This is a genomic window from Aliterella atlantica CENA595 (assembly GCF_000952155.1).
In the GTDB taxonomy this organism is placed as follows: Bacteria; Cyanobacteriota; Cyanobacteriia; order Cyanobacteriales; family Chroococcidiopsidaceae; genus Aliterella; species Aliterella atlantica.
The window spans coordinates 1-14,888 of record NZ_JYON01000030.1 but is presented as its reverse complement, the minus strand read 5'-3'; the positions used below and the strand labels follow the sequence as shown (position 1 = coordinate 14,888).

The 14,888-nt window shown below is 44.7% G+C and carries 9 protein-coding genes; all 9 read left to right on the top strand.

Annotation, left to right across the window (positions count from 1 at the left end):
- Positions 1-28 precede the first annotated feature (28 nt).
- Entirely contained in the window at positions 29-1,225 is a 1,197-nt protein-coding gene (locus UH38_RS20735) for a response regulator (protein WP_045056602.1), read from the top strand.
- 69 nt (positions 1,226-1,294) lie between these two features.
- A complete protein-coding gene (locus UH38_RS20730) occupies positions 1,295-1,657 on the top strand; it encodes a response regulator transcription factor (protein ID WP_045056601.1) in 363 nt (120 codons plus the stop codon).
- Positions 1,658-1,707: 50 nt separating this feature from the next.
- On the top strand, positions 1,708-2,268 hold the full coding sequence (locus UH38_RS20725) for a chemotaxis protein CheW (RefSeq protein WP_045056600.1): 561 nt from the start codon (positions 1,708-1,710) through the stop codon (positions 2,266-2,268).
- 150 nt (positions 2,269-2,418) lie between these two features.
- Positions 2,419-5,775 carry a methyl-accepting chemotaxis protein gene (locus UH38_RS20720; protein ID WP_045056599.1) on the top strand — a complete coding sequence of 1,119 codons (3,357 nt, stop codon included), beginning with the start codon at positions 2,419-2,421 and terminating at the stop codon, positions 5,773-5,775.
- Positions 5,776-5,861: 86 nt separating this feature from the next.
- Positions 5,862-9,389, top strand: a complete 3,528-nt coding sequence (locus UH38_RS20715) for a GAF domain-containing protein (protein WP_052672495.1) — start codon at positions 5,862-5,864, stop codon at positions 9,387-9,389.
- Positions 9,390-9,482: 93 nt separating this feature from the next.
- Positions 9,483-13,028 (top strand): hybrid sensor histidine kinase/response regulator, encoded by a 3,546-nt coding sequence (locus tag UH38_RS20710; RefSeq protein ID WP_045056598.1) that lies wholly within the window; start codon positions 9,483-9,485, stop codon positions 13,026-13,028.
- Between the two features lie 31 nt (positions 13,029-13,059).
- Entirely contained in the window at positions 13,060-13,560 is a 501-nt protein-coding gene (locus UH38_RS20705) for a chemotaxis protein CheW (protein ID WP_045056597.1), read from the top strand.
- Positions 13,561-13,578: 18 nt separating this feature from the next.
- The gene (locus UH38_RS26910) at positions 13,579-13,737 is read left to right on the top strand and encodes a hypothetical protein (protein WP_160296004.1); all 159 of its coding nucleotides are present in this window, start codon (positions 13,579-13,581) and stop codon (positions 13,735-13,737) included.
- 248 nt (positions 13,738-13,985) lie between these two features.
- Positions 13,986-14,726 carry a DUF4142 domain-containing protein gene (locus tag UH38_RS20700; protein WP_045056596.1) on the top strand — a complete coding sequence of 247 codons (741 nt, stop codon included), beginning with the start codon at positions 13,986-13,988 and terminating at the stop codon, positions 14,724-14,726.
- Positions 14,727-14,888: the final 162 nt, after the last annotated feature.

Below are 14,888 nucleotides of genomic sequence, written 5' to 3'. Positions count from 1 at the left end.
GAAGATTTAGAACGGAGAACAGCTAAATATGATTGCCGAGACGATGAGTACCAACGACCTAGTAAATAAGCTTACTGGCTTAAAACAAGAGCAATTCAGCGGACAGTTATTAGTAAAAAGTACAGAAGGAGAAGGAATAGCAGCAGGACAAGAGTGGAACTTTTGCTTATTTTTAGGGCGAATTTTGTATGCCACAGGAGGAAAACATCCAGTAAGACGCTGGCAAAGAAATTTGTTGGCTCATTACCCGCAACTTGATATTCAAAAACTCAAACAATTATTAGTAAATATTTCTTTTGCTGCCTCACCATCAGCAATTACTAGCTGGGAATATCAACTATTACATTTAGGAGTAGAAAATCACCAACTTAGCCGCGAACAAGCAGCAAAAACTATAGCAGGTATTGTTAACGAAGTATTGTTTGATATTTCTCAGGCAACCCAAGTTACTTTTCAAGTTAAGCCAGAACATTTATCAGTTCCGATCCAGCTTGCCTTACTAGATCCAGGGCTAGTCCTGGCAGAAATTCAGCATACAAGACAAGTTTGGCATAAAGCCAACGTCGGCGATCGCGATGCCAACCAAGCTCCCATCATCAAGCAAACCGAAAAACTCCAGCAACAAGTCTCCGCCCCCGTGTACCAAAACCTCGTCAAACTTCTAGACGGACAGAGGACTTTGCGCGAACTTGCTGTTGTGATGAAGCGAGATGCAGCGCAAGTAACTAGCTCCTTATTACCTTTTTTAAAATCGGGCATAGTCGAGCTTGTCAGCATCCCAGATTTTCCCGCTCCCGCAGTCCCCGCAACGCCAAAACCCGCCGCAGCAAAACCAAGTAGTGCTGGATCGCCATTGATTGCTTGCGTCGATGACAGTCCTTTGGTTTGCCAAAGTATGGAAAAGATCCTGACAACTGGAGGTTATCAGTATTTAGCAGTACAAGATTCTTTGAGGGCGATCGCAACTTTACTAAGTCGCAAACCCGATTTGATCTTTCTCGATCTGATCATGCCCAATACTAACGGCTATGAAATTTGTACCCAATTACGCAAAGTATCGACATTCCGCGATACGCCAATCATTATCCTGACCGGAAATGACGGCATTATCGACCGCGTTCGCGCCAAAATCGTCGGTGCTTCTGGTTTCCTTAGCAAACCAGCCAACGCCGAAACAGTTCTCGAAAGCGTCCGCCAGCACCTCACCGAATTAGTAGAAGAATAAATCTTTCTAGTTCAACTTTCAGCCCTCTTTCAATTTACTCCCCCAATTTTTACAAGGTTAACAAACATCATGAGTACAGTTTTAGTCGTCGAAGATTCACCTACCCAAATGGAAGTTATCACAGGCTGCTTGCAAAAAGGCGGTCTAACTGTCGTTACAGCCAACGATGGTAAAGATGCAATGACCAAAATCGGCAACCAAAAGCCAGATGTCATCGTTCTAGATGTAGTATTGCCAGACCGCAGCGGGTTTGAATTGTGCCGCGACCTCAAAGCAGAAAGCTCTACTAGCAAAATCCCTGTCGTCATTTGCTCGACTAAAGCTAGCGAAATGGACAAGTTCTGGGGCATGAAACAAGGTGCAGATGCTTATCTTGCCAAACCTGTAGACCAAGAAGAACTACTACGTACAGTCAAACAACTAATTAAATAAGGCAATTCAAGCGCTTGTTATGACAAGCGCCTTGCCAGGAGAAAGCAGCGATGATATCTGAGTTTTTGTCTAAAGGCATAGCAGTAGGATCGACAAACGCAGAACAAACCGCAGAAGAACAATTTTTGCGGTTTCACCTGGCTCCCGACCTCAGCGCCGCCTTACCCGTACAGCAGATGACGGAGGTAGTCACTGTTTCTACGGCAAAAGTTGTCCCTATTCCCCATATGCCAGCTTGGGTAATTGGCGTGTATAACTGGCGGGGAGAAATATTGTGGTTAGTTGATTTGGGTTACTTGTTAGGCGGTACGCCCTTGTACCAGCAAGCTAGCAGCCGCTCTACTTATACGGCAATTGTCGTGCATAGCTCAGGGCAAGCAGTAGGTAGACAGCAAGTAGGCTCGCAAATGGCAGGCAGAAAAATGCTCGGACTTGCCGTAAACAAAGTAGAAGATATGGAATGGTTCAATCCAGACTTGATTCAATCGCCGCCAGAATCGGCAGTAAATCCTGAATTAGTCCCATTTTTGCGTGGCTACTGGCTCAAACCTAACGGTGAAATTGTTGTGGTGTTAGATGGAACCTCAATCATCGCTGGGATGCCCAAGTAGAGACGTTGCAGCAACGTCTCTACAGGTTTGTAACGTTGTCTGCTCAATTAAATGTAAAACAGCCTATTGCTCTAGCTTTATAGCTTCATTTGTATTTCTATTGTCCGATCGCAAATTACCACTAAATACACGATTAATTAGGTTTATATCATGACGCAAATTTCTCCCAAACCCTCCGACCAAAACGCTAGTAATGGCTATAACAACGGTACAAACGGTCATAATAACGGCGATATCTTCGATACTGATTTTGGCTCGGAGCTAGATTTAAATCAACTTACCGCGCCAGCCAAGGTAGATGCTTTCTCTCAGCCAGAACGTACCAGCAGCGCCCAAGTTATGCCTCAAGAAAACAAAAAGTTAACTAGATGGCAGCGTACGAGCCTAAGAACCAAAATGACCCTGGCGGCGCTAGCACTAGGCGTACTTCCAGTAGCAGCAATTGGTACGTTGGCATTCAACTTAGCCGACCGACAAATTATTAACCAAGTTACCACTACCAAAGAAGCTGGAGCCTCTGCGGTAGGTCAACAAATAGCAATTATCATGCGCGAGCGCTATGCAGACATTAAAACGCTAGCTGAGTTGAACATTATTTATAACCCCAGTGGTCGAGAAAATACTCCTTATCAAGAAAAGCAAGCACAATTAGACGAAATTGTTGCAGATTCTCAGTTCTACGATGGGATTGCCGTTGCTGACTTGAAAGGAAACATTATTCTCAAATCGAGCGGGGAAAATGCTACTACTTTGAGCGATCGCAATTATTTCCAAACAGTAGTCAAGACCAAAAAGCCAGTAATTACCGAGCCTCAGATCTCAAAAGTTACTAAGATCGCTTCCGTATTCGTAGCTGCACCTGTATTTGATTCAGCTTCAGGTCAATTTATCGCCGTAGTGAGAACTCGTACACCTGTCGAAAACATTACTAAAATACTCAAAGACTTTGCCGCCAACGGTCAGGAATACTTCATCTTAGATTCCTCTGGCAAAGTGATTCTAGCTAACGATAAAGCTCGGATAGGTAAAGAAGCTAACGCACAGCTAACTAATATAGATAAACTCATAGCAGCCAAGAAACCAGGCTCTACACTAAGTATTGACAAAGTTGATGGCAAAGAAGAGTTAGCAAGTTATGCTCCATTTCCCACTATCGAAGGTTTACCAGACTTAGGCTGGAGTACATTGCTGCACGAGTCAACAGACCAAGCATACGCTGCTCAGTATTTGTTGTTATGGTCGCTAGGACTTGGTACTTTGGCAGTTGCATTAGGAGTAGGTGCTTTAGCAGCTTACGCTGCCAACCGCGCGACTCGCCCTCTACTTGCTGCTTCTGAAACAGTTGCCAAGCTAGGTAAAGGAGAATTTGACAACCGCGTTGAAGTCACAGGCAGCGACGAAATTGCGGTACTAGGGTCGAACATTAACAAAATGGCAGACCAAGTACAAGAACTACTAAAACAGCAAGAAGTTGAATCAGACCAAGCCCGCTTATTTGCCGATATTGCTAGTACCCGCGCCGATAACGTTCAAGAGGTAGAAAAAGTATTTAACCAAGCACTAGCAGGTGCTAAAGATATTCTTAAAGCAGACCGCGTAGTTATCTATCGCTTTAAGCCTGACTGGAGTGGCTACATCGCCAACGAATCTGTATCGCCTGGTTTTCCTGTAGCCCTCAATGACAAAATCGAAGATCCTTGTATTGGCGACAAGCTAATCGAAGCTTACAAAAACGGTCGCGTAGTTGCTACAGGCAACGTATTTGAAGCAGGATTCCATCCCCAACACATAAATTTGATGGAACGCTTGCAAGTTATGGCAAACTTAGTCACGCCTATTATTAACAACAACGAACTTTATGGCTTGCTGATTGCTCACCACTGCATTGCACCACACGCATGGCAAGAAAGCGAAATCAAGTTCCTCCAGCAAATGTCAGAAAAACTGGGAGCAGTATTAAGCCGCGTCAGCTTCTTAGAGCAGAAAGAAGCAGAAGCCAAGCGATCGCAGTTACTCAAAGATATCACTGTTAGCATCGGTCAATCCTTCGACCCTAGAGAAATCTTCAACCAAGCAGTCCAAGAAGCCCGTCGCGCTATTGCCAGCGATCGCGTAGTCATTTACAGTTTTAACGACCAGTGGCAAGGTACAGTTACAGCAGAATCAGTAGGTGAAGGCTGGCCCAAAGCGATCGGTGCTAGAATTGACGATCCTTGTTTTGCCGATAGATATGTAGAGCGCTATCGTGCTGGTAGAGTCCAAGCTACTAACAACATCTACAAAGCTGGTCTGACAGAGTGCCACATCAAGCAACTATCTACCTTTGCCGTCCAAGCTAACTTAGTTGCGCCGATTCTCCAAGGTGGTAAATTACTTGGCTTATTAATTGCTCACCAATGCTCCGCACCTCGTAATTGGCAGCAAGTAGACATTGACTTATTCTCGCAGCTAGCAACGCAAGTAGGATTTGCTCTTGACCGCGCCAACTTACTCGAACAGCAAAAAACAGCTAGAGAATTCCTGCAAAAACGAGCCTTAGAACTGCTAATTGAGGTAGACCCATTAAGCAGAGGAGACTTAACGATCCGCGCTAGCGTAACAGAAGATGAAATTGGTACGGTTGCTGACTCCTATAACTCAACGATTGGTAGCTTGCGGAAAATTGTATCTCAAGTACAACAAGCAGCCATCCAAGTAGCCGCAACTACTACCAACAACCAAGGTTCAGTACAAGGACTATCGACAGAAGCTCTGCGCCAAACAGAGGAAATTGCCTCTGCTCTAGAGCAAGTACAGCAAATGTCCGAATCTATCCGCGCAGTAGCAGCCAACGCCTCGCAAGCAGAAGCAGCCGTACAACAAGCAACAGCAACAGTACAAGCTGGAGACGCGGCAATGAACCGTACGGTAGACGGTATCTTGGCAATCCGCGAAACAGTAGCAGAAACATCTAAAAAGGTAAAACGCTTAGGTGAATCGTCGCAAAAGATTTCCAAGGTAGTAAACCTTATCGGTACGTTCGCAGACCAAACTAACCTTCTAGCGCTAAACGCCTCAATTGAAGCAGCACACGCTGGAGAACAAGGAAGAGGTTTCGCGGTGGTAGCAGACGAAGTCCGAGTCCTAGCCCGTCAATCAGCAGCAGCGACAGCAGAAATCGAAGCCTTAGTAAAAGACATTCAAACAGAAACCAACGAAGTAGTAGCAGCAATGGAAGCAGGTACAGAGCAGGTAGTTACAGGTACGAAATTGGTAGACGAAACCCGCCAAAGCTTGAACAAAATCAGCGCCGTTAGTACCGAAATTAGTAGCTTAGTTGCCGCGATCGCATCTGCTGCTGTCGCTCAAACCAAAGCTTCCGATTCAGTATCGCACACGATGACAGACGTAGCTCAGATTGCCGGGAAGACATCGTCAGAAGCCGCCAACGTATCGGCATCGTTTAAAGAACTACTAGAAGTAGCGCAAGATTTGCAAGCTACAGTGGGTCAGTTCAAAGTCAAATAACAAGCGATCGATTAAGTGAGGAGGACTAAAGCTCCTCCTCAGATTATTTCCTTATTTCTTTTACATAAAAAATTAGAGCAACCGCTATGTTAGAGCAGCGTTTTCCCAAATCTCTCAATAACAGTAACCAGAACAGTAACCAGGCATCAGCTTCAAATACCGAACCCTTAGTAAAAAAAACATCTTCACCGCAGAGTTCTCAGTCTTCTCGTAGTATTTGGCAACGCCTAACTCAACCTTGGAGCAACTTAAACTTCCAAACAAAACTCACTATTTTGCTGATGGCAAGTGCTGCCCTGCCTGTAGTTGCTGTTACTCAAAGCCTAGTAAATCTTAACCACAACCGCGAATTAAATACAATCAAAGCAGCCTTGCAAAAAGACGGCAGAGCGTTTACACAGGAGTACGTCCTTTGGACGCAGGTAGAGAGTGAAGCCCAAGCAAAAAACTTAGCTAGTCTAGTACAAGCTAGCGACATCGATTTGAGCAATCCTCAAGCAGTAGCAGCCCGTCGCACCTATCTCCAAAATTTCCTCATCATCGAGAATGGAGCAGATCCAGAGACCAATAAAAGCTTTCAAATTATTACTGATGCTCAAGGTAGAACAATTGCTCAAGACATCCAAATTTTAGCAGATGACTTTTCTCAAAGTCCCGCGCTGCCAGGAAAAAATGCCGCAGCCGAGCCAAAATATCGTCAAGTATCTATACCAACAGGAATTAATTTAAGCAATATTCCAATTGTCAAAAATGCTCTAACAGCAAATCGCCCCTTGAGTGGTATGGAGTTATTGAAAACAGACTCGCTCCAACGTTTGGGTTTAGCATCACAAGCTGAAATTGGTGTGCGATCGCAGCCTATTAACAACATACCACAAGCCAAACAGCCTTCGCCTCAAGGAACCTACGACATCGACGGCGGGAAGATGGGCTTAGTTAGCATGGCTGTTCATCCGGTTAAAATTAACAATAAATTAGTAGGAACTGTAATTGTTGGAGCATTGCAAAACCGTAACTATGCTTTAACAGACAAATTTTCCCAAAGCTATAACGTACCTACTGCTACTGTATTTGCTCAGGATTGGCGGGTAGCCACAAACGTTCCTTATAGCGACGGTCAAACTAGGGCAGTAGGAACGCGAGTTGCCCGCGAAGTAGCAGATGTTGTCCTCAAGCAAGGGAAAGATTTTAGCGGTCAGACAAATATTATTGGGCAGAAGTATTTGACGTTTTATAGTCCCCTTTACGACCATCAAAAGGAACTAAACCCAACTCAAGCAAAGCCAGTAGGGATTGCTTATATCGGTCAGTCTTTAGCAGAGGTAGAACAGGGCTTGAGTCAACAGCAATTAACTGCATATACTATTGGCGGCGGCATCTTAGTTTTAATTGGTCTAGTATCTATTCCTATCGCTAACTCTTTCTCTCGCCCCTTGCGCCGGATCTCAGGTTTTGCCCAAAAAGTCGGGGCTGGAGAACAAGGATTGCGCTTAGAGCTAACCGAGCGTCAAGATGAAATTGGCGTACTTTCTCAAGAATTGAACCAGATGGCAAGCAATCTTGAATCTGACCTAGAAGCACGCCATCAAGAAGCAGAACGGGCAAGGTTTTTTACAAAAATTGCTACCTCTCGCAGTAACGATTTACAAGCTGTCTTCAACCAAGCTCTTGCTGGTGCTAGAGAAATTCTGCAAGCAGACCGCGTAGTTATCTATCGCTTCAACCCTGATTGGAGCGGCTACATTTTAGCTGAATCTGTATTGCCTGGTTTTCCTCGCGCTCTCAACAATAAAATCGAGGATGCTTGTATCAGTCAAAAACTAATAGAAGCATACAAAAAAGGTCGGGTCGTACCAACTGATAACGTTTACGCCGCAGGTTTCCATCCCGAACATTTGCAACTAATGGACAGGTTGCAAATTCAAGCCAACTTAGTTACGCCAATTGTTGAAGGAGAGGAATTATACGGCTTGTTGATTGCTCATCACTGCGCCGCACCCCATCAATGGCAGCAGAACGAAATTGATTTTCTCACTCAAACTTCAGCCCAGTTAGGACTAATTCTAGACCGCATAACTTCTTTAGAGCAAACGCAAGCCTTAGCCGAACGCGCTAGTTTGGTTAAAGATATTACAGTAAAACTAGCTCAAGCGACTCAAGCTGAAAACATATTTGCTACTGCTGTAACTGAAATTCGCAGCGCCTTAAACAGCGATCGCGTAGTCATTTACAGTTTCAATGATAAGTGGCAAGGTACAGTAACAGCCGAATCAGTAGGTGTAGGCTTCCCGAAAGCATTAGGAGCAAAAATTGACGATCCTTGTTTTGCCGACCGATATGTAGAACGATATCGTGCAGGTCGCGTCCAGGCTACTAACAACATCTACAAAGCAGGCTTGACTGAGTGCCACATCAAACAACTATCCACCTTTGCCGTCCAAGCCAACTTAGTAGCGCCAATTTTACAAGGCGGTAAATTGCTCGGCTTATTGATTGCTCACCAATGCTCTGCACCGCGCAACTGGGAGCAAGCAGACATTGACTTGTTCTCGCAGCTAGCAACACAAGTCGGCTTTGCTCTTGACCGCGCCAACTTACTCGAACAGCAAAAAGCAGCGAAAGAATTCTTACAAAAACGAGCCTTAACACTACTTACAGAAGTAGATCCACTCAGTAAAGGAGACTTAACAATCAGAGCAACAGTAACAGAAGATGAAATTGGTACGGTAGCAGATTCTTATAACTCGACAATTGGTAGTTTGCGTAAGATTGTAGGTCAAGTACAACAAGCAGCAATTCAAGTAGCAGCAACTACTACCAGTAACGAAAGCTCAGTACAAGGACTATCTGTTGAAGCCTTGCGCCAAACCCAAGAAATTGCTGCGGCGCTGGAGCAAGTACAGCAGATGTCCAACTCTATTCGCGTAGTAGTCGCCAACGCTTCGCAAGCCGAAGCAGCAGTACAACAAGCAAATGCAACAGTACAAGCTGGAGACGCAGCCATGAACCGTACAGTAGATGGGATTATCGCCATCCGCGAGACGGTAACAGAAACATCCAAAAAAGTAAAACTATTAGGTGAATCATCGCAAAAGATTTCCAAGGTAGTAAACCTAATTGGTAGATTCGCGGCACAAACAAACTTGTTAGCGCTCAAAGCATCCATTGAAGCAGCTAGAGCAGGTGAAGAGGGTAGAGGTTTTGCCGTACTAGCAGATGAAGTGCGAGCTTTAGCCCGCCAGTCAGCAGATGCTACCAGCGACATCGAAGCCTTGGTAAAAGACATTCAAACAGAAACCAACGAAGTAGTAGCAGCGATGGAAGCAGGTACAGAGCAAGTAGCCGCAGGTACGCGCCTCGTAGACGAAACTCGCCAAAGCTTGAACAAAATTACCGCAGTTAGTAGCGAAATCGGTAGCTTAGTAGCCGCGATCGCCCAAGCTGCTGCCATTCAGTCGCAAGCCTCAGAATCGGTGACATCCAAAATGTCTGGTGTAGCTGCGATCGCTGATAAAACATCTACTGAAGTCACATCTGTATCCGCATCATTTAAAGAACTGCAAGCAGTAGCTCAAGAATTGCAAGCAAGTGTCGGTCAATTTAAAGTCAACTAAAGATTGTGGGTATTGTATGTATAACAACGTTGTTTGTTATCTATCAATACCCAACCATCAAGACTCAATATTTATAAAAACTGGTATTTAAACATGGCAATTGATTCTGATATTCGCGATCACGCCTACCACTTCTTTATTCAAGAAGCCCCAGAGCTATTGCAGTTAATCGAATCCGAGTTACTAACGCTGACTAGCGATCGCTCTATAGGCAAAGTCCACAACATGATGCGTGCCGCCCACTCGATCAAAGGCGGAGCTGCTAGTGTCGGACTCGATACAATTAAAACTTTGGCACATAGCTTAGAAGATATTTTTAAAGCCCTGCACCACGAAGAATTAGAAATTACGCCGCAAATTGAAAGCTTAATTCTCAATGCTTATGACTGCCTGCGCGTACCTTTGATGGAGCAAATTGATACGGGTTATTTTGACCCCGAACAGGCAATGCTCAACGCCGAGCCTGTGTTTGCTCAAATTGAAGAACATTTAGGCGATTACATCGGTGCAGCAGCCGAACTGCCAAGTTCCATCGATTTGGGCGTAGATATTGCTTTATCTATATTTGAAGTAGATGTAGCTCAAGGTTTGGAGCGCCTAGCAGAAGTTTTAGCACACCCCCAAGGCGCTGAAGTAGGTGGCGAATTAAGAGCGCAGGCAGAAGTATTTGCAGGACTTGCAGAATTATTAAACTTGCCAGGATTCGGACAAATCGCCAGCCATGCTATAGCTGCTTTAGATGCCCAACCTCACCTAGCTTTAGAAATTACCCAAGTAGCATACAATGATTTTCTCGCCGGACAAGCAGCAGTAGTTGCAGGCGATCGCACGTCAGGAGGTACGCCTTCTGCTCAACTAATCGCTTTTGCTAGTGGCAGTGTGTCAAGCCAACCAACTAAATTACAACAAGACCAAGACACGGCATTCCAGCAAGTAACAACAATTCAGGAATTTCTACCTATTGAGGAAATGCTTGCAGATGAACCTACTAACGGTCATGCTGCTAGCGATGCCGAAGCCAACGGCATGATGTTTTTGGATGATATGTTTGGCGACTTGTCGGGCATAGAAACAACACCAGAAGTTGCCCCAACACCACCAAGCCCAGAAGTTGTTGGATTTAGCCTGGAAGAAATTGCTTCACTGCCAGTAGAAACAACCTTTGCAAGTAGCGAAGTAGATCCTGGATTGCTCAGTTTAGACGATATGTTTGGCAGCTTCTCTAGCAGCATTGAAGAAGCGATCGCCCCTGCCATAACTCCAGAACCAGTAGTCTCAATTCCTCCTGTTGTAGAAAGCAATATCGCCACTACAGACGATGCTGTTGAAACACAGGGAGCATCTGTAGATGATATTTTTGGCGATGTCCTGGCTACAGACTTCTTAACACCTCCAGCAGTTGAAGATGTCAAACCAGAAACAAACTCTCAAGAGCTAGTTCAATCAATCGAGCAGGTATTTGATAACCTTCCCCCAATGGAGGAAGCATTACCTACCATTGAAAAACCAGCAGCTATAGTTCCCACCAAACCGAGTTTACCGACAAAAGCCAAACCAAAAGCAGATACCGCTAAACCCGCTCCTGGCAAAGCTCCAGGAGCACCACAACGCATTGAGCCAAAAGCTATACCTACGGCTAATGCTCCCCAGCAGCAACTCACAGTTAGGGTGGATTTAGAGCGACTAGAGCGGATGAACAACTTAGTCGGCGAACTGGCGATTAACCGTAACAGTTTGTCGCTGCAAAACGACCAACTTCAAACTACCGTTCAAGAACTATTGCGGCGCTTTTCTCAGTTCCAGCAAATGGGCAACCAACTGCGTAATCTTTCTGACCGAATGCTGGTATCTCCAGAACGTTATAGTGGGACGAATAAACCTAGCCATAGCTTACCTAGCAACAACGAAGCCTTCCGTCACGGTGACTTCGACTCTTTAGAAATGGACAGCTATGGCGAATTGCACTCTTTGCTGCAACAAACATTTGAAGAAATCGTGCAGCTAGAAGAAACTGTGGGAGACGTAGTTCTGCTCGCCGGACAATCGAGCCAAAGCGTAGACAAGCAACGCCAAATGCTTTCCCACCTAAGAGATGACTTGATGTGGGCGAGAATGTTACCGATTGGTGAAGTTCTCAACCGTTTCCCGCGAATGTTGCGCGACTTGTCTACATCTTATGACAAGCCTGTAGACCTCAAACTCAACGGTACGGGAGTATTAGTTGATAAAGCAGCTTTAGAAAAACTCTACGATCCTTTGCTACACTTAATTCGCAACTCCTTCGATCACGGCATCGAACGCCCAGAAGACCGAATCGAACAAGGAAAAGCCGAGCGCGGGCAAATTGAAGTTAGAGCTTATCACCAAGGCAGTCAAACAATTGTTGAAGTTAGAGACGATGGTCGCGGTTTGAATTTGGACCGCATTCGCAGCCGCGCGGTAGAAATGGGCTTATTATCGGAAGATAAAGCAGATTCAGCTTCTACTTCTACTTTATTAGAGTTGATGTTTGAGCCTGGGTTTTCTACTGCTAGCCAAGTAAGCGAACTATCTGGGCGCGGTGTGGGGCTAGATGTAGTCCGCAGTCAGCTAAGATCGCTCAAAGGCAATGTCAGCGTTGTTTCCGAACCCGGAGAAGGTACTTGCTTTACTCTCCGCATTCCCTTGACGCTGACTCTAGCTAAATTATTGGTATGTTTTGTGGGTAATACAGCTTTTGCGCTGCCATCTGACAGCATCAAAGAAATTTTGATTCCCCAACCAGATCAAGTCAAGAAATCGGGTGGTAAGAGATTTTTACACTGGCAAAACCGCATTGCTCCTGCTTATCACTTGTCGGAATTACTGAGCTACGCTTGCCCTATCCCCGAAGCTATGCCCAGCCAAGCATTAGTAGCTGTACCGTCTCCTGACGATTGGGCTGCACCGATGCTATTACTAGAACAAGACGGGCAAATTCTCGCTTTAGAAATCGATCGCTTGGTAACGGAGCAAGAATTAGTAATTAAACCTTTGGGCGAGGCGATCGCGGCTCCTAGTTATATTTACGGTTGTACTATTGTTGGGGATGGCAGCTTAATCCCAGTTATTGATGGTCCAGCGCTGCTTGACTCCTTTATGGGCAGCAAGAGCAAGCATTCAGTTTCTCTTGGTAGCGCTGATGAGCCTACTGCTATTGGCGATGATAACTTAACTTTAGTTGCTCCAACATTACCACCGCAAAAAACCATGACGCAAACGGTTTTAGTTGTAGATGATTCGATTACCCTTAGACAAACTTTAGCGCTCACCTTTGAAAAGGCAGGCTATCGAGTATTGCAGGCGCGAGATGGTAGAGAAGCGATCGAACAACTGCAAAAAAATTCTACAACGATTAACTTAGTAGTATGCGATGTGGAAATGCCCAACATGAACGGCTTTGAATTTTTGAGCCAACGCCGTCAAGAGCCGACAATTTCTAAAATTCCTGTAGTCATGCTTACTTCTCGCAGCAGCGATAAGCACCGGATGCTAGCTAAACAATTAGGAGCTACAGATTATTTTACTAAGCCATACATCGAACAAGAATTTTTGGCAGCAACAGCAAATATCATCAAGCAGGAAAAGCCAATGGTAGCACCTGCCCTAAGCGCACGATAATTAACTCACTTAGAGGGAGGCAATACTATTTATGAAAAACGCTTTAATCAAATCAAAATCTGGCAGCGTAAAACAAGCTCAAAGCCAAGATAGTGCGACAACAGTAAAAATGATTGTTTTTACTGTTGGTAACTTTGACCTAGCTTTACCAATTGAGATCGTCCACAAAGTTTTGAACCAAATTCCTGTCTATGGCAGCGGCTTAAATGGTGTAGGCATTGCTCATGTAGGCGATCTTGAAGTTACAGTAATCGACTTGCATCGCCAGTTGTTTCAATCTAGCATCATCAACGAAGCAGGACAAAAAAGTTATTTGCTAGTTATCCACAATAAAGATGGCGAACTATACGGTATTCCCGTATCATCAGTTCCAGTTTTGATGGATTTACCTGTATCTAGCATTCGAGTTTTGCCTGAGTCTTATCGTAACGGCGATATTTTAGGCATTGCAACTCACGTTTGCTATCTACCCAAAGAAGAACCGCCATTAACAATATTTTTGGTCAATCCTGAGCAAATGCTGCATAAATAATTCAAATTATTTATCTAAATGCGCGATCGCTTTTCTCATACTAGGCGATCGCGCTTTTTGTTGCGGATCTCACTTGAGAACAAAGCACAAGTAGCAACGCACCCGACAATTTTGGCATTTTGTATCGAAACTAACCTAAAGATAGAAGTTTCTGTGCTTATGGCGATCGCAAATTAGGAAGAGTAAGTCTATGCAATCTACCTGCGCTATGTAGCTAATCGAGAAGGTTAAAAGGTAAAAGTATCAACGCCATTAAATTTTTCACCTCCGCTTTTTGCAAGGCTGGTAATTTCCCTCCAATCTGCAATAGGTGAATGCTTTATTTAGTCTTCTAAAAACGATAGCTAATTTAGTTAGCAAGTGCGATCGGACAAAAACTCATCCAGCTATTGAACAAAAGTTCTCGAATTTAGGTAAAGTCATCAATGAGCAAACGTAATATTGTTATGACTGCTTTTATAGCGGTAGGATTAGCAACGTCTTTAGGGTACGCTTCAATAGCTCAATCACCAGCGCCCACACCTTCGCCTAGCCCCGAAGTAACACCAACACCAGCGCCCGCAACTTCGCCTAGCCCCGAAGTAACACCGACACCAACGCCTGCAACTTCGCCTAGCCCCGAAGTAACACCGACACCAACGCCTACAACTTCGCCTAGCCCTGAAGTAACACCTACACCTGTACCAACAAATGGCAACCGCTCTAGTTTAAGCCAAGTTGATAGAGAGTTTATGGTAAAAGCGGCTCAAGGAGGAATGGCAGAAGTTCAATATGGGCAAATAGCACTTCAGCGTGCATCTAGCAGCACTGTCAGACAGTATGCACAGCGCATGATTCAAGAACATACCAAAGCAAATAACGAATTAATGGCTTTGGCAAAAGCAAAAGGAGTAAATCTACCTAAAACTATTGGGAAAAAAAATGAGAAACTCAAACAGCGCTTATCGCAGCTATCTGGGGCAAGATTCGATCGCGAATACATGAAAGAAGCAGGTGTTAAAAGCCACGAAGAACAAGCAAAATTGTTTGAGCGTCAAGTAGAACGCGGTCAAAATCCCGATGTTATAGCATTTGCTAGCAAAACTTTACCTGTAGTGCAAAAGCATTTGCAGCAAGCCGAACAACTAACAGGCGATCGCTCTGAATCTGAAGATAGAACCCGTTAAGTCTCAAGTTATGTAGATAGCGCTTACTGCTACATTTAACGTCAGTTCGGGATAAGGAAAGAGCCAAAAAAGGGGCAAAACAGGTAGTCTGAAAGTAGCAACTAATCAATCTACCTGGCTGCCTTATGCTTAGTTTAGAAGAACTATTCTGCTCCGTCGATG

Bases quoted from the DNA above. Each gene is read 5' to 3' on its own strand.
- UH38_RS20700 (WP_045056596.1), top strand. From the start codon at position 13,986: ATGAGCAAACGTAATATTGTTATGACTGCTTTTATAGCGGTAGGATTA.
- UH38_RS20730 (WP_045056601.1), top strand. From the start codon at position 1,295: ATGAGTACAGTTTTAGTCGTCGAAGATTCACCTACCCAAATGGAAGTT.
- UH38_RS20710 (WP_045056598.1), top strand. From the start codon at position 9,483: ATGGCAATTGATTCTGATATTCGCGATCACGCCTACCACTTCTTTATT.
- UH38_RS20720 (WP_045056599.1), top strand. From the start codon at position 2,419: ATGACGCAAATTTCTCCCAAACCCTCCGACCAAAACGCTAGTAATGGC.
- UH38_RS20735 (WP_045056602.1), top strand. From the start codon at position 29: ATGATTGCCGAGACGATGAGTACCAACGACCTAGTAAATAAGCTTACT.
- UH38_RS26910 (WP_160296004.1), top strand. From the start codon at position 13,579: ATGCGCGATCGCTTTTCTCATACTAGGCGATCGCGCTTTTTGTTGCGG.
- UH38_RS20705 (WP_045056597.1), top strand. From the start codon at position 13,060: ATGAAAAACGCTTTAATCAAATCAAAATCTGGCAGCGTAAAACAAGCT.
- UH38_RS20715 (WP_052672495.1), top strand. From the start codon at position 5,862: ATGTTAGAGCAGCGTTTTCCCAAATCTCTCAATAACAGTAACCAGAAC.
- UH38_RS20725 (WP_045056600.1), top strand. From the start codon at position 1,708: ATGATATCTGAGTTTTTGTCTAAAGGCATAGCAGTAGGATCGACAAAC.